Origin of the sequence: Pseudogemmobacter bohemicus (assembly GCF_003290025.1) — a bacterium.
Taxonomy (GTDB): Bacteria; Pseudomonadota; Alphaproteobacteria; order Rhodobacterales; family Rhodobacteraceae; genus Pseudogemmobacter; species Pseudogemmobacter bohemicus.
This window is the reverse complement of the sequence record NZ_QNHG01000003.1, coordinates 97,356-118,803: the sequence shown is the minus strand read 5'-3', so window position 1 is coordinate 118,803 and position 21,448 is coordinate 97,356. Positions and strand designations below refer to the sequence as shown.

The 21,448-nt window shown below is 61.8% G+C and carries 19 protein-coding genes, 1 tRNA gene and 1 pseudogene; 14 read left to right on the top strand and 7 right to left on the bottom strand.

Annotated features, from left to right (window positions below; all coding sequences use genetic code 11):
- The first annotated feature begins 137 nt into the window (after positions 1-137).
- The gene (gene secB, locus DRF71_RS15335; RefSeq protein ID WP_112311449.1) at positions 138-644 is read left to right on the top strand and encodes a protein-export chaperone SecB; all 507 of its coding nucleotides are present in this window, start codon (positions 138-140) and stop codon (positions 642-644) included.
- Between the two features lie 65 nt (positions 645-709).
- On the opposite strand, the gene rlmH is transcribed toward secB, so the two are convergent.
- From rlmH to DRF71_RS15320, 3 genes are all read right to left on the bottom strand, one after another.
- Positions 710-1,180 (bottom strand): 23S rRNA (pseudouridine(1915)-N(3))-methyltransferase RlmH, encoded by a 471-nt coding sequence (gene rlmH, locus DRF71_RS15330; protein WP_112311448.1) that lies wholly within the window; start codon positions 1,178-1,180, stop codon positions 710-712.
- A 4-nt stretch (positions 1,181-1,184) separates the two neighbouring features.
- Positions 1,185-1,505 carry a ribosome silencing factor gene (gene rsfS / locus DRF71_RS15325; protein WP_112312092.1) on the bottom strand — a complete coding sequence of 107 codons (321 nt, stop codon included), beginning with the start codon at positions 1,503-1,505 and terminating at the stop codon, positions 1,185-1,187.
- Between the two features lie 265 nt (positions 1,506-1,770).
- On the bottom strand, positions 1,771-3,006 hold the full coding sequence (locus DRF71_RS15320) for a hypothetical protein (protein WP_112311447.1): 1,236 nt from the start codon (positions 3,004-3,006) through the stop codon (positions 1,771-1,773).
- A gap of 372 nt (positions 3,007-3,378) precedes the next feature.
- Between DRF71_RS15320 and leuC the strand changes: the two genes are divergently transcribed.
- From leuC to DRF71_RS15290, 6 genes and pseudogenes are all read left to right on the top strand, one after another.
- Positions 3,379-4,827 (top strand): 3-isopropylmalate dehydratase large subunit, encoded by a 1,449-nt coding sequence (leuC, locus tag DRF71_RS15315; RefSeq protein WP_112311446.1) that lies wholly within the window; start codon positions 3,379-3,381, stop codon positions 4,825-4,827.
- 17 nt (positions 4,828-4,844) lie between these two features.
- Entirely contained in the window at positions 4,845-5,366 is a 522-nt protein-coding gene (locus DRF71_RS15310; protein ID WP_112311445.1) for an HdeD family acid-resistance protein, read from the top strand.
- A gap of 10 nt (positions 5,367-5,376) precedes the next feature.
- Positions 5,377-5,982: a 3-isopropylmalate dehydratase small subunit gene (gene leuD, locus DRF71_RS15305; RefSeq protein WP_112311444.1), complete on the top strand. Its 606-nt coding sequence runs from the start codon at positions 5,377-5,379 to the stop codon at positions 5,980-5,982.
- A 330-nt stretch (positions 5,983-6,312) separates the two neighbouring features.
- Positions 6,313-7,140, top strand: a complete 828-nt coding sequence (locus tag DRF71_RS15300) for a hypothetical protein (RefSeq protein WP_198672276.1) — start codon at positions 6,313-6,315, stop codon at positions 7,138-7,140.
- Positions 7,141-7,163: 23 nt separating this feature from the next.
- On the top strand, positions 7,164-8,204 hold the full coding sequence (locus tag DRF71_RS15295; RefSeq protein WP_112311443.1) for an endonuclease/exonuclease/phosphatase family protein: 1,041 nt from the start codon (positions 7,164-7,166) through the stop codon (positions 8,202-8,204).
- Positions 8,205-8,875: 671 nt separating this feature from the next.
- Positions 8,876-10,318, top strand: a pseudogene (locus DRF71_RS15290) (IS1182 family transposase).
- A gap of 469 nt (positions 10,319-10,787) precedes the next feature.
- On the opposite strand, the gene DRF71_RS15280 reads toward DRF71_RS15290, so the two are convergent.
- Genes DRF71_RS15280 through ubiG form a run of 3 tightly spaced genes read right to left on the bottom strand, consistent with a single transcriptional unit; the run spans position 10,788 to position 13,361 of the window.
- On the bottom strand, positions 10,788-11,645 hold the full coding sequence (locus DRF71_RS15280; RefSeq protein WP_112311441.1) for a YihY/virulence factor BrkB family protein: 858 nt from the start codon (positions 11,643-11,645) through the stop codon (positions 10,788-10,790).
- Between the two features lie 31 nt (positions 11,646-11,676).
- Positions 11,677-12,615, bottom strand: a complete 939-nt coding sequence (locus DRF71_RS15275; protein ID WP_232831541.1) for an Lnb N-terminal periplasmic domain-containing protein — start codon at positions 12,613-12,615, stop codon at positions 11,677-11,679.
- A 5-nt stretch (positions 12,616-12,620) separates the two neighbouring features.
- Positions 12,621-13,361, bottom strand: coding sequence for a bifunctional 2-polyprenyl-6-hydroxyphenol methylase/3-demethylubiquinol 3-O-methyltransferase UbiG (gene ubiG / locus DRF71_RS15270; RefSeq protein WP_112311439.1), 741 nt, complete (start codon positions 13,359-13,361; stop codon positions 12,621-12,623).
- Positions 13,362-13,410: 49 nt separating this feature from the next.
- Between ubiG and pip the strand changes: the two genes are divergently transcribed.
- The 5 genes from pip (at position 13,411) to DRF71_RS15245 (ending at position 17,573) form a co-directional block, all read left to right on the top strand.
- The gene (gene pip / locus DRF71_RS15265; protein WP_112311438.1) at positions 13,411-14,376 is read left to right on the top strand and encodes a prolyl aminopeptidase; all 966 of its coding nucleotides are present in this window, start codon (positions 13,411-13,413) and stop codon (positions 14,374-14,376) included.
- Between the two features lie 653 nt (positions 14,377-15,029).
- Positions 15,030-15,863: a ParB/RepB/Spo0J family partition protein gene (locus DRF71_RS15260; protein ID WP_232831540.1), complete on the top strand. Its 834-nt coding sequence runs from the start codon at positions 15,030-15,032 to the stop codon at positions 15,861-15,863.
- Entirely contained in the window at positions 15,860-16,636 is a 777-nt protein-coding gene (locus DRF71_RS15255; RefSeq protein WP_112311436.1) for a DNA-binding protein, read from the top strand. Before DRF71_RS15260 ends, DRF71_RS15255 begins: the two co-directional genes overlap by 4 nt.
- On the top strand, positions 16,579-17,172 hold the full coding sequence (locus DRF71_RS15250; protein ID WP_198672236.1) for a DNA adenine methylase: 594 nt from the start codon (positions 16,579-16,581) through the stop codon (positions 17,170-17,172). Before DRF71_RS15255 ends, DRF71_RS15250 begins: the two co-directional genes overlap by 58 nt.
- A gap of 311 nt (positions 17,173-17,483) precedes the next feature.
- Positions 17,484-17,573: transfer RNA gene (locus tag DRF71_RS15245), tRNA-Ser, on the top strand.
- An 80-nt stretch (positions 17,574-17,653) separates the two neighbouring features.
- Here the strand turns inward: DRF71_RS15245 and DRF71_RS15240 are convergent.
- Complete coding sequence (locus tag DRF71_RS15240; RefSeq protein WP_157971110.1) at positions 17,654-18,493, bottom strand: tyrosine-type recombinase/integrase; 840 nt, start codon at positions 18,491-18,493, stop codon at positions 17,654-17,656.
- Positions 18,494-18,799: 306 nt separating this feature from the next.
- Here DRF71_RS15240 and DRF71_RS15235 point away from each other — a divergent pair, with 306 nt between their 5' ends.
- Together DRF71_RS15235 and DRF71_RS15230 are read left to right on the top strand one after the other, a co-directional pair.
- The gene (locus DRF71_RS15235) at positions 18,800-19,822 is read left to right on the top strand and encodes a NotI family restriction endonuclease (protein WP_112311433.1); all 1,023 of its coding nucleotides are present in this window, start codon (positions 18,800-18,802) and stop codon (positions 19,820-19,822) included.
- A 77-nt stretch (positions 19,823-19,899) separates the two neighbouring features.
- The gene (locus DRF71_RS15230; RefSeq protein WP_112311432.1) at positions 19,900-21,027 is read left to right on the top strand and encodes a DNA cytosine methyltransferase; all 1,128 of its coding nucleotides are present in this window, start codon (positions 19,900-19,902) and stop codon (positions 21,025-21,027) included.
- The last annotated feature ends 421 nt before the right edge of the window (positions 21,028-21,448 follow it).

Here is a 21,448-nt window from a genome sequence, read left to right as displayed (position 1 = left end):
ATCGGGCCGTGATCGCACCATTGAGCGCGGCCCCCCGCTCTGCTAGGGGAAAGCGGTAGTTTTGACTGGCGCGGCTCCCGGGCGGGCAACCTGCCTCCGGCCGCGCCACTATCCGCGCCAATTCCAGGAGGATTTCGATGGCCGAAGAAACAGGTGCGAACGGGGCCGCTGGCCCGCAGGTCCGGATGCAGGTCCTGGCGCAATATATCCGCGACATGAGCTTTGAGAATGTCGTGGTGCAAAAGGGTCTTGCCGGTGTCGAAGTGCAGCCCGATGTGCAGGTTGCCGTCAGCCTTGATGCGCGCAAACGCACCGTCGAGCATCAGTATGACGTGATCACCAAGTTCAAGGTAACCTCGAAGAACAAGACCAATGACGAGACCCTGTTCCTGCTGGAGCTGGAATATGGCGGCACCTTCCATATCGAGGGCGTGCCCGAGGATCAGCTGCACCCGTTCCTGCTGATCGAATGCCCGCGCCTTCTGTTCCCCTTCGTGCGCCGCATCATCTCGGATGTGACCCGCGATGGCGGCTTCCCGCCGCTGAATATCGACAATGTCGATTTCCTCGCGCTCTATCGTCAGGAAATCGCGCGCCGCCAGCAGGCCGCAGAAGCCGAAGCCTCGCCGCTGGTCACCAACTGACCGGCGCGGAAACAAAAAAAGGGCGGCAGAACATTCTGCCGCCCTTTTGTATTTCAGACCCGGTATCAGACCCGGTGATAGGGGCCACCCGCAAGGATGGTCGCCGCCCGGTACAGCTGTTCGGCCAGCATCACCCTGACCAGCATATGCGGCCAGACCATCTGGCCAAAGCTGATCGAATGATCCGCCCTGGCCCTCAGATCCGGATGGATCCCGTCGGCGCCGCCGATCACGAAAGCCAGATCCTGCCGCCCCGCATCGCGCCATTTGGCCATGAGACCGGCGAAATCAGGGGAAGACATCTGCCGCCCGCGCTCGTCCAGGGTGCAGATCAGCGCGCCTGCAGGGATCGCGCGCGACAAAAGCGCGGCCTCGGCCTCCATGCCGCCGCCCTTTTTATCCTCGACCTCGATCTCGGCAGCCGGGCCAAGCGCAAGCGCGCGGCCCTGTTTGCCGAAGCGGTCCAGGTAATCATCGATCAGATCGCGCTCGGGCGAGGCCCTGAGCCGCCCGACCACGCAAAGATGCACCCGCATCGCGTTACAGCGTGCGCGCGGCCCCGACCTGTCCGGCGGGCAACCACATCTTTTCCAGCTGGTAGAATTCGCGCACTTCCGGGCGAAAGACATGGACGATCACATCGCCCGAATCGATCAGCACCCAGTCGCCGGTTTCCTTGCCTTCCATCTTGGCATTTATGCCGAAGGCCTGTTTCAGCCGTTCCGCCAGCTTTTCGGCTATGGCGGCCACCTGGCGCGACGATCGCCCCGAGCAGATCACCATATAATCGGCGACATCCGAGCGGCCACGCAGGTCGATCAGCACGATATCCTCGGCCTTGTCATCCTCGACCGAGGCCATGACGGCATCGCGAACGGCGTCCGAGCTGAATTCCGTCTGCGCCGGGCGTCCGGAGCGCGGGGCGACCGGCAGGCCGGTCACAGGGTCAGTATGGGACAGGGAAGCGTCCTCCATATGGCGCACCGATTCAGCCCCGGCGCCGGGCGTCTCATCACAGGGTAAACCTCTGTGCGGACAATCTCAATAAAGCCCGCAAGGTTGCGGCGGATAATGTGACTCCCCCACCGGATGCAAGCCCCGACGGAGGCTGGCGGTGCGAAAAGCATCATTCGGGCCGTTTTTTCGCGCCCTCGTTCTCATAAGCCGCCAGCACGACCGCCCCCGTTTCGATATCGAAGACATAGCTGCGCCAGGTCATGCCATCCCCCGGCCAGGGCCGCATCCCCGGCTGGTAACGCCTTGATGTGGTGCGCAGAACCGCCTTGCCCCCGGCAATGCCCAGCACGATCAGATGCGGCACCTGCCCATTTTCGGGATCATACACGTCGGTCAGGCCGGGAAAGGCGTCATAGGGCAGGGTAAATGCCGTCAGCACCTCGCCCTGTTCATCCAGCCGCAGGATCTGCAAGCCGCCGCGCCGGAAATGTTGTTGTAGCGGGACAAGCGCGGTCTTCGACTGGCTGTCAAAGCCGAAACCGATGGCATCACGCCCCTGCATGCTCAGCGCCGACCACAATTTCTGTCTGGGGTCCCAGATGTATAAATAGCCTTCGCCCCCATAGGTGACAGCGTAGATCCGGTCGGTTTCGGGGTCACGCGCCGCGCCGACCAGCCAGCTGACCGGCGGCACGTCTTTCGAAAGAGGGACCGTGACCGTCGCGCCATTGGCATCCGTATAGCGGAAACTGTCTTTGGCAAAGAAGCGGCCCTGGGTGAAACTGACCTCGGGCAAAGGGATCTCGCGGGAAAAGGCCAGCGGCCTCGACGCTTCGGGGACCGCTTCGGGCTGCACGAGTGGCGCGAGATAATCGGCCTTCAGCCTGGGATCATCGCCGGGCCCGGCAAAGAGGAAAGGCTCTTCCGGCGCCTCATACGAGCCCTGGAAATCCGCAACCCGGTCGAAACCGAAATCGGCGGGAAGCCTGGTGACCAGGTAGCGGAATTGCTCGCCCTCTTTGGTAAAGCTGAAGGGCAGGATCCGCCATTGCACCACGGCAGGCTTACCCGCCACCGTCACAGTGCTGCGGTCACCGCCCTCGGCCATCTGCGACAGGAGCACCCGGGGAACAGGCGTGCCGGGGGTCAGGCTCACCTCCCAGATCACCGGATCGTTAGAGGTCAGCGCCAGGGTGGTCGCGATCCCGGGCCGATCCAGCGTGATCACCACAGGCGGCCGGCGCAATTTGTGGCCGGGACCAATCCGCCCCGCATAGACGCCAGCGATATAAAGCTCCCCCTCGACGGGCATCGCCAATGCAGGCCCATCAGACGCAGCGGCGCCGGTCTCCTCGGCCCGAAGCGCCGCTTGCGGCGCCAGAATAAGGGCGAGGCAAAGGGCCATCCTCGTAAAGCCGGGTCTTCTGACAATGTTAATGTCCGGATCCAATCGACTGTATCACTGCCTGTTCTGGCGCGCGAATCTGGCAGCAGTTTGGCGCGGGGCCGGAGAGCATGTGCCGGCGCCCCGGATCACGCTTTGTCGATAACGGGTTCTCTTGCCTCACACCGGATTCAGGCGTAAATAAACGCCCATGAACGGGTTCATCTATTTCAATATCACCGATCACGCGCGTCTTCCGGCGCGGTTTTTTGGTGCGACCCGCACTATTCTCGCACGTCTTTGACGCGGCGGGCAGGCACTGCTGCCCAAATGCCGCCGGACCTTTGCGACCAGTAAGACAATCCCCAAAAGCTATCCCAAAAGGTGAGAGCCATGCCCGAACCGAAATCGACCGCCCCCAAATCGGCCGCTCCAAGAACACTCTATGACAAGATCTGGGACGACCACGTTGTCCATACCTCTGAGGATGGCACCTGCCTTCTTTATATCGACCGCCATCTGGTGCATGAAGTCACCAGCCCCCAGGCGTTTGAAGGGCTGCGGATGACCGGTCGCAAGGTGCGCGCGCCGGAAAAGACCATCGCCGTGCCGGACCATAACGTGCCGACCACCGAGGGCCGCGAGACCCATATCGACAATGAGGAATCGCGCATTCAGGTCAACGCGCTTGACCGGAACGCGCGCGAATTCGGCGTCGTCTATTACCCGGTGACCGATATCCGCCAGGGCATCGTGCATATTGTCGGCCCCGAGCAGGGCTGGACGCTGCCCGGCATGACCGTGGTTTGCGGCGACAGCCATACCGCGACCCATGGCGCGTTTGGCGCGCTGGCGCATGGGATCGGCACGTCCGAGGTGGAACATGTTCTGGCCACCCAGACGCTGATCCAGAAAAAATCGAAGAATATGAAGGTCGAAATCACCGGCAAGCTCCTGCCCGGTGTGACGGCGAAAGACATCACCCTCGCGGTGATCGGCAAGACCGGCACCGCCGGCGGCACCGGCTATGTCATTGAATATTGCGGCGAAGCGATCCGCGATTTGTCAATGGAAGGCCGGATGACCGTCTGCAACATGGCAATCGAAGGCGGCGCCCGCGCCGGTCTGATCGCGCCGGACGAGAAAACCTTCGCCTATTGCATGGGCCGCCCCCATGCCCCGAAAGGCGCCAAATGGGAGGCTGCGGTCACCTATTGGAAGGGTCTCTTCACCGATGAGGGCGCGCATTTCGACAAGGTCATCACGATCAAAGGCGAAGACATTGCGCCGGTCGTAACCTGGGGCACCTCGCCCGAGGATGTGCTGCCGATCACCGCAACCGTGCCCTTTGCCGCCGACTTCCAGGGGGGCAAGATCGAGGCCGCACAGCGCTCGATTGATTACATGGGCCTGACGCCGGGCATGAAACTGACCGATGTAAAGGTCGATGCGGTGTTCATAGGGTCTTGCACCAATGGCCGGATCGAAGACCTGCGCGCTGCGGCCGGGATCCTCAAGGGCCGCAAAATGGCGCCGGGCGTGCGGGGCATGGTGGTTCCGGGCTCGGGCCTCGTGCGGCTCCAGGCCGAGGAAGAGGGTCTGGCGCAGATCTTCATGGATGCCGGGTTTGAATGGCGTCTGGCCGGGTGCTCTATGTGCCTCGGCATGAACCCCGACCAGCTGGCCCCGGGCGAGCGCTGCGCCGCCACCTCGAACCGCAATTTCGAGGGTCGCATGGGCCGTGGCGGCCGTACCCATCTGATGTCTCCCATCATGGCGGCTGCCGCTGCAATCACCGGCCATCTGACCGATATTCGTGATATCATGGCAGAAACCGCCTGACGGTAAGGGGGAGAGTGATGAAGGGTTCCTCGGCAAGTATTCTGGCGGGCGTCTTCGCCCTTATCGGCGGCTTTGCGGCCCTGATCTTCCCGTTCGTCGCCTCGCTGGCGGTGACGGGGCTTGTCGGCGGAGCCTTTCTGATCGCCGGCGCGCTTGGGCTTTTTGCGGCCTTCTCGGATCGTGACCTGCCATCTCGCGGCTGGCTTGCGGTGTTTTCCGTGCTGCAACTGGCGCTTGGCGTCTGGATCCTCGCCAATCCGCTTGCCGGGCTTGTCTCGCTGACCGTCATGGCGGGGGCTATGTTCCTTGCCACCGGCATTCTGCGCGTCATCTGGTCCTTCCGGCTGGGAACCCGGGCCGGCCAGAGCTTCTGGCTCCTGTTGCTGTCCGGCGTGGTCTCCGGCGGCCTCGGGCTTTACACCCTCCTCTTCCCGCTCCAGGCGAGCCCGATCCTTCTCGGCACGCTTGTCGCCATCGAACTCCTTTCCGTCGGCGCCGCCCTGATCGCCCTGGGCCTCGCGCTGAAGAAACTCCAATAGGCAGAACCCAATGGACAAATTCACCACCATCACCGGGATCGCGGCGCCCATGCCGCTGGTCAATATCGACACCGATATGATCATCCCGAAGCAATTCCTGAAAACGATCAAGCGTTCGGGCCTCGGCGTGAACCTGTTCGACGAGATGCGCTACACCCAGGACGGCAAGGAAATCCCCGATTTCGTGCTGAATCAGCCGGCTTACCGCGAAAGCCAGATCATCGTGGCGGGCGACAATTTCGGCTGCGGCTCGTCGCGCGAACATGCGCCCTGGGCGCTGCTGGATTTCGGCATTCGCAGCGTGATCTCGACCTCTTTCGCGGATATTTTCTACAATAACTGCTTTAAGAACGGCATTCTGCCGATCATCCTGCCGCAAGACGCCGTCGATCACCTGATGGACGATGCCAAGAAGGGCGCCAATGCCCGCATCACCGTCGATCTTGAGAACCAGACCGTCACGGCCTCGGATGGCACGAGCTTTGCCTTCGAGGTGGATGCGTTCAAAAAGCACTGCCTGATCAACGGCCTGGACGATATCGGCCTGACGATGGAGAAGGTCTCGGCCATCGACAGCTTCGAAAAGCAAAACGCGGCGGCGCGCCCCTGGGCATAAGCCTGCCAGACCCGGATGATCGTAACGCGGCTCCCTCCCGGGGTCGCGTTTTTTCATGGCGCTCTGTGCGCTCTGATGAATTCGCGCGATTTTTCAGCCGCGATTAACGGGTGATTTCCGCATCTGCTCCATTCTTGCAACATCTTCGCCCTGTTTCGGCCACAGGGCCAGGGTCTCTTTGGGATGGTTATTGCTTCACTCGGCGAAAGTAGGCAAAAGTTGGGCAAAATTGAGGCGATCCGCCACAATATCGGCGGGATCATGGGAAACAGGAAGCGGCATCGTATCGCTTCCGTCCATGTTGAGGATGTGAAGGCAGTGGTCTCGCGAATGACCGGCGCACTTGTGCGCGCATTTCTGGTGATGATTCTCATCGCCACGCCCTCGGTGATCCTGCCGGGGACGGGGCCTGACACCCAACAGATGGTGGCGCTGATCGCTCTGTTTGGCGGCGCCCTGACTTTCGCCGAATATAACGCCGTCTATCCCAGCCTTGTCGAATTCCGCGATGCGCCGCCCTTCAACCGCATCCGTTTCCTGGCGCTGTTTCTCACCGTCTTCATCCTTTCGGTGATCGAGGCCGCCAATATCGCCCCAACCTCCTTTACCCGTCTGTTCGAGGCACTTGGCCTCCTGATCGGGCATTCGCTGGATTTCCCCTATTCGCCGATCCGGCTGGCCACCATGATGATGTCGGAAAACGCGAGCCCGGCGGATATCTCCGCAGTGCGCAGTGCGGCGGGCACGGCCTATATCATCTCGCTGATTTCGCTGGCCTTCTTTGTCGTGATCTTCAAGCTGAAAGGCTGGCCGTCACGTCATAAGGATTTCAACGTCTGGGTCAATCTGCCGACATTCGAGCCGACCGCCGGCGGCGATGTGGTGGACCGGCTGGAACGCGATGCGCGTCTTAACCTTTCCTTAGGCTTTCTGCTGCCATTCCTGATCCCGGCTCTGGTGAATCTGGTTTCCAATGGGTTTGACCCGGCGACCCTCACCTCGCCGCAGACCCTGATCTGGACGATGGCTGCATGGGCATTTCTTCCGGCTTCCCTTCTGATGCGTGGCGTCGCCATGGGGCGGATCGCGGCCATGATCCGGCAGCGCCGGGTGGCCAATCTGCCGCCCGACCATCCCGGAATCGTTGCCGCCATCTGATCGCCTGGCTTTTCGCGCTGCTGATGCCGGTCTCTGCCTCACTGGCCGAGACCGGGATAAAGCTGGCGGTCTGGAACAGCGAGCTGGAGCGCCGGGGGCCGGGCCTCTTGTTGCGCGATATCGTCGGCGGCAAGGATCCGCAGACCGAGGCGGCGCTGCGCCTGCTGACCGACCTTGATGCCGATGTGATTCTGCTGGCCGGATTCGACTATGATCACGGGCTTCTGGCGGCGCGGCGCTTTGCGGCGAGGCTGGCGGCGATGGGGCCGGATTATCCGTATCTTTTTGCCCTGCGCCCCAATCGCGGGTTTGCAACCGGGCTGGATCTCGACCTTGACGGCCGCCTCGGCGGGCCGGGCGATGCCCAGGGCTGGGGCTATTTCTCGGGCCAGTCGGGCATGGTGATCCTGTCCAAACTGCCGGTGGAGACCGAAGCGGTGCGCGATTTCAGCGGGTTGCTCTGGGCCGATCTGCCCGGCGCGCTCTGGCCGCAATCACTGCCGTCTGACGCGCGCGCGGTGCTGCGGCTTTCCACCACCGGCCATTGGGAAGTGCCGCTGATCCTGCCGGATGGCCGGCGGCTGCGGCTGCTGGTCTGGCATGGATCGGCACCCGTCTTCGGCGCGACGGGCGAGGTCAACGCGAGGCGCAACCATGATGAGACCGCCTTCTGGGCCGCGTTGATTGAAGGGCGCCTGCCCTGGCCCGCCCCCGCCCCGCCTTTTGCCATTCTGGGGATCAGCAATCTTGACCCGGTGGATGGCGATGGCCGCCATGATGCGATCCGCAGTCTGATCGCGCATCCCGCCTTGCAGGACCCCGAGCCCCGCGCCGGCTTCACACCGGAGGAGCCCGGACATCTCGGCGATCCGGCGCTGGATACCGCCGCATTCGCCGCAACCGGCGGGTTGCGCACAGCGGTGATCCTGCCCGATGCCAGCCAGACCGTGGCAGGGGCCGGGATCCTGCGCCCCGCCCCCGGCGATCCGCTGGCGGAAACCGCCAAAGCAGCATCACGCAGCTTTCCACTCTGGGTCAGGCTGGCTTTGCCGGCCCCCCCGTGACCTGTCGGCAGCTCTGCCGCCCCGGCGAGGATTTTTGCGGCAGTCGGCGAGGTAATCATCTGGATCACGGCATAGAAAGCCGCCGGGACCGCGACCTCTGCCGGCAGGCCCGAGGCGCCACAAAGGCCACCGCGATGCAGAATTCCTTCCTGGAACAGGTGAAGAGGAAGGTGATCAGCTCTTCGCGGTCTCAGGTGAATAATTTTACAAATATACCAACCGTATAGCCGGTCAGGTTCAGCGCCAGAGCGGTCAGCAGCAGCAAGATACGGGGTCGAGCCAAGCGCCGGCCAAACCGGATCGAACCGTGCAACCGCCCTGCGAAAGCGGTCCGCAACCAGACCCCAGCAGAGTTCGGTCACCACCAAACCGACCGGCACGTCAAGCGGATAGCCGGTGACCCACAGAGAGAGGAGCGGCACCAGAAAGGGCGAGCTCGCGGTATTGACCGCGTTCAGCACCGCCGCCAGCGCCACATTGCCGCGCGCCAGCAGTACCAGCAGCGGCGCCGGGACATCGGTGGGCAGCATTCCCTCCAGCGCCTGCTCCAGAGCCAGCGGGCCATAGCCGAAAAACAGCCGGCCGCCCAAGCCAGCCCGCCAGCGACATCGGCCGAGGGTGTGTGGAAACTCCGCTCTATGGTAGACTTCTGCATGGCTGCGGGGATCGGCATGTCAGGTTTCATCGAAGGCGTAGCGCGCGGGCAGACAGTCCTTTTCCCCGATCGGCTCGAGGACTGGATCCATGAGGATCATCTGGTCCGGGTGGTCGATCTCTTCGTAGATGAGCTTGATCTGGCTGACTTCGGCTTCGTGCGGTCGGCAGCGGCACGCACGGGTCGCCCCGGCTACCATCCTGCTGTTCTGCTCAAGCTGTTCATCTACGGCTACCTGAACCGGATCCCGTCGAGCCGCAGGCTGGAGCGCGAGGCGGGGCCGCAACGTCGGACTGATGTGGCTGACGGGCCGGCTGGTGCCCGATCATAAGACCATCGCCGATTTCCGCCGCGACAACGGCGCTGGCATCCGCCGAACCTGCGCCCAGTTTGTGGAGCTGTGCCGCCGCATCGGTGTGCTGAAGGGCGCGTGCATTGCCATCGACGGCAGCAAGTTCCGGGCAGTGAATGCACGGGATCGCAACTTCACCAAGGGCAAGGTCGCCAGCCGCATCGCCCATCTGGAGGCGGACGTCGAACGCTACATCGCCGAGATGGTCCGCGTCGATCAACAAGAAGAAGGCGAGGTTCGGGCCGAGAAGGTCGCGCATTTGGCCAAGCGCTACGGCCGCGTCCGCCAGCACATCCAGCATCTGCAAGCTATGGATCGCGCGCTGGCCGATGCACCGGACGGTCAGATCTCCCTGACAGATCCTGACGCCCGCGCCATGGCCACGAGCGCCCGCAACAGCGGTATGGTCGGCTACAACGTCCAGACCGCCGTCGATGCGGAAACGCACCTGATCGTCGTGCATGACGTCACCAATCAGGGCCATGACCGCGATCTTCTGGTGCCGATGGCGCTGGCCGCGCAGGAGGCGCTTCATCGTGACACGATGCATGTGCTGGCCGACAAGGGCTACTTCAGCGGACGGCAGATCCTGACCTGCCATGAGGCTGGCATCACCACAACGATCCCCAAGCCGGAGACGTCCGGCAACAGGATCAAGGGTATGTATGTGAAGCCCGACTTCGCCTACGAGGCCGATGCGGATGTCTACCGCTGCCCCGCTGGCGAAGCGCTGACCTCTACCGCTACACGACCGAGGAAGACGGGCTGGAACTGCGCCGCTACTGGACCGGGGAGTGCGGCGGATGCCCCATGAAGGCCCGCTGCACAACCGGCAAGGAGCGCCGGATCACCCGGTGGGCGCACGAGCATCTGATCGAGGCGGCACGGGCCAGGTTGATCGGACCAACTGAGCCGATGACGATCCGCCGCGGCACGGTCGCGCATCCCTTCGGCACCATCAAGGCCTGGATGGGCACGACCCACTTCCTGACCCGCAGGCTGAGGAACGTGAGGACCGAGATCGCGCTGAACGTCCTTGCCTGTAACATCAAACGGATGATGGCGCTGATCGGGATCCAAGGGCTGATGGCGGCGGTGAAGGCCTGAAAAGGGCCGCCAAACCACGTCCTGTCGAGATTTGTTGCTGGTCGCCTCATCTTGGCCGGAGCAACGCGTCAGATATCATCCGCGGTAAGTTTCCATACAGCCTAAACCCATAGACGCCGCAAATCGCCCAAAGCTGCCAGCCCGGGCAGCGTATCACGCGGCCCGCAGCGCGCATGTCGAAGGCCAGGCTGACAACCAGCATCAAAAGGCTTCTCGCGCCCGTCAGCCACGCCGTCAGCCCCGCTCCGATCCCGGGCATCCAAAGCCCGGCCAGAGTGGTCAGCACCGCCAGCAGCAAGAGGTTGTTCTCGATGAATGACCCCAGCCTTTGCGCCGCTCAGCCCCCGTTCCCGGCCGCAAGGCGACTGGTGCAAGGCATGCGGTGCAGGGTTCTCAGCATGGCGAAAATGCGTGGCGACCCCGGGGGCCCTTGCTGCTGGCCCGCGTCAATGCGAGGCGGGCCAGAGCCTCAGCAAATCCGGCCCATCTGCCGACGGGTGCGGCGTTTCTGGTCCAGCTCGGCATTGATCGCACCACCGGCGAGGATCGCCCAGACCGAGAGATAGAGCCACATCATCAGGATCACCGCCGCCCCGATCGAGCCATAGATCCGGTTATAGCTGTTGAAGTTTTCGAGATAGAGCGAGAAGCCCATCGACACGCCCGCCCAGGCCAGCGCGGCAAAGACAACCCCGCCGGAAAACCAGCGCGAACGCTCGCCCACGGGGACATTCGGCCCGTAGCGGTAGAGGATCGACAGGCAGGTCAGCACCAGAAGGAACATCACCGCCCAGGGCAGAAACCGCGTCAGGCGCGGTGCGACCTGGTCCAGTGGCATCCAGGACAGCAGCACCGGCACGATCACAACCGTCGCCAGCGCCGCAATCAGCGCCGCAATCAGCGACAGCGTCAGCAGGAAGTCGCGCGCCATCCCGCCAAGCCAGGAGCGCGGCACCGTGCGATGCACCACATCCAGCCCCTGAACCAGCGCAGAGACCCCGTTCCGCGCCGAATAAAGCGCGATCACCAGCGACAAAAGCGTCGCCCAGCCCAGCGTGGTGCGCGGCGCATTGACCAGCCCCATCACCTGGTCATGGATCAGAAGACTGGCATCGGGCGGCAAAAAGCGCTCTGCCACCTGCAGATAGCCGGCGATCACCACCGGATCGGCCATGATCCCCCAGATCGCCACCACCGCCGCAAGCCCCGGAAACACGGCGAACATCGCGTAAAAGGCCACGCCTGCCGCGACGAGACCGAAATGCCCGTCGGTCATCCTCTCGACGACTGCTGTGATAAAGCGCCAGATCATTCGCAGCGGATGCATCAGACCTCCCCTTGCGACAGGCACGCCGCGCTCATTGCCGGATCCAGGCCGAGAAATCGGCCCCTGGCGGCATTTCCCGCGCGCGGGGCGAGATCAGCGAGCGGGCGCGCTTTTCCGCAATTGTGCCGGGGCCGGACAGGGCGCCCAGCCGGTCGAGGAATTCCGGCAATTTCCCCGGCAATACGAGGCTCAGATCCAGCGGCAGATCGGGGGACAGCACTTTCGCCAGTTTCCACACCACCGAGACGCAATTCGCGGTGACGGTATTATACCAGGCGGGCTGTTCGTTCAGATCATTGCCCAGCTGAAGGAAGCTGAGAAAGACCGCGATCTGCTGATCCCGGGTCAGGCTCAGCGGGTAAAGATGCACCTCTTCCTCGCGCGGCACCGCGCGCCACTGGACGATATCGGCCTCATCTGCGGCGATCAGCGACAGCTCGAACTGGCGGAAAAATCCGCCAAGCGCCGAGAATGCCTCGCCTTTCTCGCGACGAATTTCGACCGAGAAGGTCACCGGCTCTTCGCCCTGAAAGCGGAAGCTGACCAGCAGATGCGCGATCTTCGGATTGCCCCAGGACGAGGTGATCATATCCGCACCGTCCAGCCGGGACAGATCGACCGTGCGGCTGGTCCAGGCCTCATCGGCCTCGATGGCCGATTTCCAGCGAAAGGCGCGGATATTTTCCAGATGCACCAGGTCGCCATCAACCCGGCCCTTTACGATGCGCGCCACATCCGGCGCCCAGTCGCGATCCTGGCGCGGCTGCAGGCTGAAAAACCAGCCCGACAGCACCAGCATAAGAACGGCAAGCCCGCTCCACCCCCAGCCGGGGCCCAGCCTTGCCCAGGCCACCAGCAGCACTGCCAGGCCCAGCACAGCAAGCGCAACCGGGCGGGCCTCTGGGAATTGCACCCACAGCGCCGCCGCCGCCCAGACTGTAACAAGGATCAGGACCAGCCAAAAAACCACAGATCTCACCGTTTTACGCTCGCCGTAACATAATTGACCGAAAGATCGCGCGAGGACAGGCTCCAGCGCCAGGAAACCGGGTTGAAAACCATACCCTTGCGGTCGACCGGATCAAGACCGGCCCGCCGGATCAGATCATAGAGCTCATCCGGAGTGATGAATTTCGCCCAGTCATGGGTGCCCTTCGGCAGCCAGCGCATGATCCATTCGGCACCGATGATCGCCATGGCAAAGCTTTTGGCGTTGCGGTTCATCGTCGAGCAAAGCATCAGCCCGCCGGGTTTCAGAAGCTGCTGGCAGGCGGTCAGATAGGCCAGCGGATCGGAAACATGCTCGACCACCTCCATATTCAGCACCACGTCATAGCGCTCGCCCGCCCCGGCCAGCGCCTCGGCGGTGGTGTGGCGATAGTCGATCTTGAGTCCCTGGGTCCCGGCATGGATCTGCGCCACCGGGATATTGCGCTCCGCCGCATCGGCGCCCGTCACATCGGCGCCAAGCCGTGCCATCGGCTCCGACAGCAGCCCACCGCCGCAGCCGATATCCAGGATCCTGAGCCCCTCAAATGCGCGCGGCACCGTCAGGTCTCGGCCGAATTCGCCGGCGATCTGGGTGGTAATGTAATCAAGCCGGCAGGGATTCATCAGATGCAGCGGGCGGAATTTTCCCTTCGGATCCCACCATTCCTCGGCCATGGCCTGGAATTTTGCCACTTCGGCAGGGTCGATAGTGGTCGCGGCTGACATCGCATGTCCTCGTTCGACTTTGTGTTTCACCCGGGTTATATAGACCGCAATGGACCAGAGATCAGGACAAAAACGCGCAGCCGACTTCCTTTACCCGCCGGTCGAGCCCTTCGACCAGCGGATGATGGATATGGGCGACGGCCATCAGGTTTATGTCGAGCAATGCGGCAAGCCCGACGGAATGCCGGTATTTGTCTTCCATGGTGGCCCCGGCGGCGGCTGCAGCCCGCTGATGCGGCGGTTTTTCGACCCCTCGCGCTACCGCGTGGTGCTGTTCGATCAGCGCGGTTGCGGGCGGTCGACGCCGCGCGCCTCGGTGATCCGCAATACGACCTGGGATCTGGTGGCCGATGCCGAACGGATTCGCGAGGCACTTGGCATCGAGCGCTACATCGCCTTTGGCGGCAGCTGGGGGGCGACGCTGGCGCTGATCACCGCGATCACCCATCCCGGCCGCGTCTCGCATCTGGTGCTGCGCGGCGTCTTCCTGATGACAAAGCGCGAGCTGGACTGGTTCTATGGCGGTGGCGCAGGTGCGTTCTTCCCCGAACTCTGGCGCCGTTTCATCGACCCGATCCCGCTCGAAGAGCGCAACGACCTGATCGCCGCCTATCACCGGCGGCTCTTTTCCGGGGACCGCAGCACCGAAATCCGCTTCGCACGGATCTGGTCGGGCTGGGAAAACGCGCTGGCCTCGATCAGCAACGATGGCTGGCTGGGTGAAAGCCCCGCCGATTACGCCCATGCTTTCGCGCGGCTGGAAAACCACTATTTCATCAATGGCGGCTTTCTGGAGAGCGATGGCTGGATCGAACAGAACCGTGCGAGGATCGAACATATCGACACCGAGATCGTGCAGGGCCGCTATGATATGGTCTGTCCGCCGCAATCAGCCTGGAGCCTTGCGGAAAACTGGCCGAGGGCGCAGGTGAATATCGTGCCGCTGGCCGGACATGCGCTGTCCGAACCCGGGATCTCCGAAGCACTTGTTCGCGTGATGGACCGTCTGCGCTGAATGCCTTCGCCCCGTTGATGTGTGACACCTGTTCTTTCAGGGATACCGGCAGACCCCAACTGAATCCGGAAGACACCGGACAAGACAATAAACAGGGGGTTCGACACGAAGACTGCGACTGGACAAACCTGAATGACGTGTCCAGCCGGGAAGCCGAAAACCGCCTTTTAAGGGCCTTGAAGGGCCGTTGATGACCGGCAGCGCGAGAGCCCCGCGATAAGCCAGAACGGCCCATGAAATAAAGCGCCTTCGGGACATGGACGCTCTGGCGGAGGTCGGTCACAGCAGCGGAACCTGCAAATTCCGCCGCAAGCTGCCATCCCTTATTGCGTTTTCATAAAAATATTTAACAATCAATATATTACGCTGGGCGTTGTCGGGAACCAGAACCAACATGCAACAGATTTTCATCCGGACCGCCACTTACATCCCTGGTAGCCAGCCGAGCCAGCCGCCATGCTGTGTCGCGTTTTTTTGCGTCCAATCGGCCTTCAAGAGGTCACCACTCTCCGCGCAGGTATCTCTTACCTGACCCTGAATACGAGGTCGGGCCACCATGGCAGCGCCTGCATCAGATGACAGATCAGGGAAGGCAACCTAAAAAGGCATTGGCTCATCCGCCCGCATCGGCCCGCGATTTACGAGGATAAGACGTGACACAACCGACCCTCATGCAGCAAAGCCGCCCCAAGGTATCCGAAATCATCGTCGGAGACCGGCTGCGCCCGGTATCGAAAGCCGGCGTTGAGAGCCTGATCGCCTCCGTCAACGAGACGGGGGTGATGAAGGACGCCATCCACATCCGCAAGAAGAAGGATGGCAAGCTGGTGCTGATCGCGGGTGGTCACCGGCTTGAAGCCGCCCGGCGCCTGGGCTGGGACGAGGTCGAGGCGAAGATCTGGACGGATGTGACGGACGACTGGGCCCGGATGATGGAGGTTGATAACAACCTCGCCGGGGCCGAGATGAACGCGCTCGATACTGCGGTCTTTCTGGCAGAGCGCAAACGGCTTTACGAGAAGCTGCATCCTGAGACCCGAGCGGGCGTTGCCGGCGGTCTGGCGCGGCAGGGTTCAGCAAACGAACTCGGTTCGTTTGCTGCCGCGACCGCCGAGAAATTCAACCTCACCGTCCGGCAAATCCAGAAGATCGTGGCGGCAGGAACCGCGTTAAGCCGGGATGAAATCCGCCACCTGCGCGCGGCGAAAGCGCCGGTGACCCTGAAAGACCTCACGGAAATTTCCCGGATTTCCGAGGATCAGGAACGGTCGATGGTGGTGCTGAAGCTCTCGGGCGGCAATGCGAAATCCGCCGCAGCGGCCCGCAAGCAGCTGGAAGCCGAAGAGGGCAGAACGCCCGTCATCGACCCGATGAAGCAAAGCGAAGCCGAGTTCCGGGCCATCTCAGCGGCCTGGAAGCGCGCTGGCGCCGCCGCGCGCCGCCGGTTCGTATCCGAGGAGATCGGGCAGGAAGGCGGTGTGGAATGACCCATCTGCCGGTCAAGGAATGGTGGACCACTCAGGAGATCGCGGACGCTGGCCTGCCGGATCTGCCAGATAGTCGTCAGGGTGTCGAGGCAGAGGCGAAGCGTTATGGCTGGCGCGGGCACCCGACCCATGCGCGCAAGCGTGAAGGGCGCGGCGGTGGCTGGGAGTATCACTGGCGGCTGTTCCCCTCTTCGGCGCAGCGCAAGCTGATCATGGACGCCAATGCGCCCGAGGAACCGAAATCCCGGCCTGACCGGGACGAGGCCTGGACATGGTTTGAGGGGCGCCCCGAGCATGTGAAGGCCAAGGCCAAAACCTGCCTGCGTATTTTGCAGGACGTCGAGGATCTGGCCCCGGCAGTGGGCAAGTTTCTCGCGGTCGCCATGATCGCGAAACAGCGCAAAGTCAGTGACCGCACCATCTGGGGCTGGTTTGAGCGGGTCGAGGGTGTCCGGCGTAATGATCGGCTACCCTATCTCGCGCCGCGCCATGGCACCGCCGCCGCCAAACCCACGAAATCCGCCTCTGCCGCAGAGTTTTGCGATATCCTCAAGGGGCTTTACATGCGCCTTGAAGGCCCGGATTTCCGGCCCGCCTGGCGCGACGCGCGCGATATTTGCCGCGCCTCTGGTAAGGACTGGCTGGAATACCGCACCGCGCTGCGCTGGTATCTTCCCGCCCGCGCGCAGAGGTCATCAACGACGCCGGCCGCGATGTGGCAAACCTCTTCCGCATCCTTCAGCGGCACTACCCGCAATTCCTCGAACACCTGAAATTCCAGCTGACCACCCGCGCCGAGTTCAACCGGCTGGTGGACACGCGAGCCGACACCCTGACCGATCTCGAACGCGCTGGCCGATTCCTTTATCTTCAGCGCACTGCCTTCGGCGGCAAGGTTTCAGGCCGGAACTTCGGCGTGGCAAAGGACAGGCCGGGCCGTTTCAACCTCTCGACGCTGGAACCGTTGCTCGAGGATCTGCATTCCCGCCTTGCCGGCGTGGTGATCGAATGTCTCGACTTTGGGGAGTTCCTCCACCGCTATGACGGCGCCGGCACCTTCTTCTACCTCGATCCGCCCTATTGGGGCAGTGAGGGCGACTATGGCAAAGAGCTATTCAGCCGGGCGGACTTCCAGCGCTTGGCGGATACGCTGCGAGCGACCTCGGGTCGTTGGCTCCTGTCGATCAATGACGTGCCCGAGATCCGGGAGATGTTCGCCTGGGCGCAGATCGAGGCGGTCGAGATCACCTATTCCATCGCCGGCCGGGGCAACGCGAAGCCCGCCGCCGAACTCCTGATCCGGGGATAATAAAAGGGGCCGTGAAGGCCCCTTAAACATGCTGCAAACCAAAACTCGCCTGCTGCAACTTTGGCTGTCACGCCCTGCAAACTTCGTTGTCCGCTATCACCGGGGTCTTCCGGTATTCCTGAAAGAACAGGTGTCACACATCACCGGGCGCCGGCGCGCAACTGAACGACTCGCGAACACTCTGCACGGATTTTCCGTGCAGTCACGGGAAGTTCCGGGAAAATCCGGGAAAACTTCACTCCCCGGCAGGGTGTGCGAGGTTGTTAAAAAAGCTCTTGTTTCCCTGGACTTCGCTCAATATACGGGGCGGCGGAGACGTGGCCGAGTGGTCGAAGGCACACCCCTGCTAAGGGTGCAGGCCCGGAAGGGTCTCGAGGGTTCGAATCCCTTCGTCTCCGCCATTACCTTAAATTTTCTCTTATTTGTCAGCCGCTTGCGAGGCGGATTGTCAAACTATCTTAGAAGGTTTGACAGTTGATAGTCACCCTTCTTTCTTCCCGAGTGCAAGCATTGCCTGCGCAGCAAGGTCTTTCCGGCCTGCCGCGACCGTGTAACGGGTCACTTCGGCAAGCGACTTATGGCCCGAGATTGCCATAATCTGATGCGGGGTGCAGCCCGCTTCCGCCAGCCTGCGGCAAGTCGCTTTGCGCAGCCCATGCGGTGACAGCCCATCCGGCAAGCCAGCTTCGCGCACCATGTCGCGGAACCAGTTGGTGAATCCGGGCGGGGTAAAAGGTCGCCCCTGAGCGGTCATTAGGAAACTCAGGTTATCAAGGGGCAGCGAGTCGAGAACTGCCCGCAGATCAGCATGAAGCGGAACATGCACATCCTGCCCCGTCTTCTGTTGCGTAATCGACAGAATGCCTTTGCGGACATGCTGCCGCCCCATGCGCACCACGTCACTGCGCCGCTGTCCCGTGTAGAGCAAAAGCACTAGCGCAAGATGCGCGCGGGTGCCGGGTTTGTGGTGCTCTTCGAAGGCGGCGATGTGATCCTCTTCCCATGTCAGGAATCCTTCTGTCTTGTTGCGCACCTTCCTGACGCCTTGAGTCGGATCATCACCGCGCCAGCCCAGTTCGACAGCGTGACGCATAAGAAGATGCACCATTCGCAGCATATTGTTCGCAGCGGCGGGCGTTGCTGCCTTGTCGCTGACCAGCTTTTGCAGGTGCTTGCGTTCCAGTTGAACGACTCGCTTGTCACCATGTTCGGCCCGGAAGCGTTCGATGATGCCCTTCTGATCCCATGGCGATCCCGCACGACAAGGGCTCTGCCTACGCTGTGCCTTCCTGCCGCCCGTATCTACGTAGACTCGTGACAAAATGTCACTTTTGTCACGAGTGGGCACACAGGCCTACCTATGTGAGCCGGCAGACCCGATCCTAGGTCAAACTGGCGGTAGTGACGAAGTCGTCGTAGAACATAGCAGAAAGTCGCCCGTACAGCGTGCCGCCTCTCTGATTGATCGGAAACTGGATCGGCACCCGCACTCGGGCCAGAAAATGCGCTCATCCCGCGATTTTATCGTTGCCTGTACCGCAAGCACCCGCCTCATCAGCCGTTGGAGTTTTCAATTGACGTGACCTCGTGGCTCGGTTCCTTCTGAACGTCAGGGATTCGGGGCGCAATGACTGAACGATTTCATATAGCTGAATGGTATGGCAGGCCGTTCATGGACCTGCAGCCGATGGACCGTGTTAGCATGGCACAGCATCGGGTCGGCGCGCATACCATGAAAAAGACCGATGTTAATCGTTTGATCGCCTTGCAGGAGAAGGCTGACCTTGGCGTACTTTCGGTGCGCGAGCAAGGCCGCCTCGACGTCCTCACGGCCTTGATGGACCAGCAGCAGGCCGGTGAAAAGCCGTGCCCGTTCAGGACCGATATCGTGCACCCCACATGCACAAAGCCGGGCGGCGTCTGCTCGTTGCGGCTCTATACCGACGATGGAGGACCGTTCCGGCCAGTCGATGGTGATCGCGGCATGATCCGTGCCCTTTGCCCCTATCGTTTTCATCAGGACAACGCCGCATTCCGGCACATTGGCGAACGCCTCCTCGGCGATCCTTCGCCCACGCAGGCCGGCGAGGTGGGCTTCCTTGAATCCACCGGCAACCTAGATAGCGCCGCTGGCGAGGACGTTGGTCGGATCGACATGATCCTTGTCGCGAGCAACGTCCCTGCCGGTGGCGACATGAAGTGGACCGCAGTGGAAATCCAAGCGGTGTATTTCTCGGGACGGGAAATGGCCATCGAGTTCAGGGATATCCTAGAGCGCCAAGGGGTCGCCGGGATGCCCGTTGAGGGCCGCCGCCCGGATTACAGAAGCAGCGGGCCGAAGCGATTGATGCCACAGCTACAGATCAAGGTCCCCACGCTCCGACGCTGGGGCAAGAAGATGGCGCTCCTTGTCGACAAGGCCTTCTTCATGTCGATGGGCCAGATGAAGCGAGTGGAGCATCTATCGAACTGCGATGTCGTTTGGTTTCTAGCCGACTTTCACAGGCAGCCCGGAGATGACCTGTATAGCATAGAAATCGTTGATGAATTCGGAACGACCCTTGAGAGCGCCATCGAAGGTCTTACGGGGGGAGAAGCGGTCTCCTTGGAAGAATTCGAGGCTCGAATACAAGGAAAGATCTTGCTCTAAATCGTTGCATGATTCATGGTTTGGTGATAGGCGCACGAGAAAACAAAATAAGAACAAATGTCGAATAGGCGGATGACATGAACCTCACAGCAATCGACTTGTTCTGTGGCGCGGGTGGCCTGTCTGCAGGGCTTGAGATGGCTGGCTTCAAGGTTCTCGCTGGCGTGGATCTCTTTGATGCCGCCGGAAAGACTTTCGAGAAGACGCACAAGCATGCGAAGTTTATCGGCGAACCCATCGAGGACGTGACTATCGAACGCCTCATGAGGGACACCGGACTGAAGAAGGGTGAACTGACCGTTCTGGCTGGCGGCCCTCCCTGCCAAGCCTACTCAGTCTACAACCACCAGCGCGGAATGCATGATGCTAGGGCGGTGCTCTTTAAGCAGTATCTGCGGATTGTCGAAGGAATGCAGCCTGAATGGATCGTCATGGAAAACGTGATGGGTATCTACTCCATCGGCGGCGGCGAAGCGGTCCGAGCGATCAAGGCTGAGCTCGGTGCGCTTGGATATGAAGTTGAAGAGAAGGTCCTCAAGGCCGAAGAATACGGCGTGCCGCAGGAGCGGCGTCGGGTGGTCTTCATCGGAAACCGGATTGGTGCACCTATCCGCCACCCCGCGCCGACTCACGGGCCCGACCTTAAGCCCTTCACGACAATCAGGGAAGCGATCGGTGATCTGCCTGCGCTGGCGAACGGCGAAGACGGCGGGACAGTGAAATACACCAAGGCCACGAAAGGCACTTTCCAGAAGTTTGTTCGTGGCGAAAAGAAGACGGTCGAAAACCATGGCGCTCCCCGCCTAGGCAAAGTGAACGTCGAGCGCCTGCAGTATATCCCGCCGGGTGGCAGCTGGCGCGACATCCCCCACGATCTTCTGCCAGCTGGCATGAAGCGGGCGAAGCGCTCTGATCATACGAAAAGGTATGGCCGGATGACTTGGGACGGTCTGTCCTGCACCGTGCTTACGAAGTGCGACATTCACTGGGGGGCCTATATCCATCCGGATCAGGACCGAGCCGTGTCGGTGCGGGAGGCAGCTCGCCTGCAGGCTTTTCCGGACTGGTTCGAATTCCAAGGGTCGAAAACTGATCAATATGTCCAAGTTGGCAATGCGGTCCCTCCGCTCCTCGGCCGAGCCATCGGTCGGACGATCCGCGAACTGATAGAGGAGCACGAGTCAGCTCCGATTGCCGCGGAATAACCCTCGATTAGAAAACCGTGCGGCCGGTACTGGCGGCGGGGCTATAGGCAGAGGCTGTGTCAAAACTCGCGCGAGCATGGCAGAGTGCGGAGCGACGTTCTATCAAATGATCCAAGCGGAGATTCTTTTCTGTTCAATGCCGCCAAAATGGCGATCTCAAGAAAGATGTTCTCGTCAACCTCTCAGAATCTGAGTTTTGGCACAGCCTCGGCCCTTAACGGACGGTCGCGCCTCACCTTTGCTGCGCAGCGGCACTTCCGCAACAGGGTGTGTCGCTCGCGCCTTCGACGGCTGTGAACCTGCGAGGTGATGACTTCTACTCAGAAGTGGAAGCAGGTAGCTGTGCTTACTCGGACTTGATTCAAAAAACTTGCAGACAGGTTCACCCGGCCATATTGCGATGCTGATCCGCAACATTCGC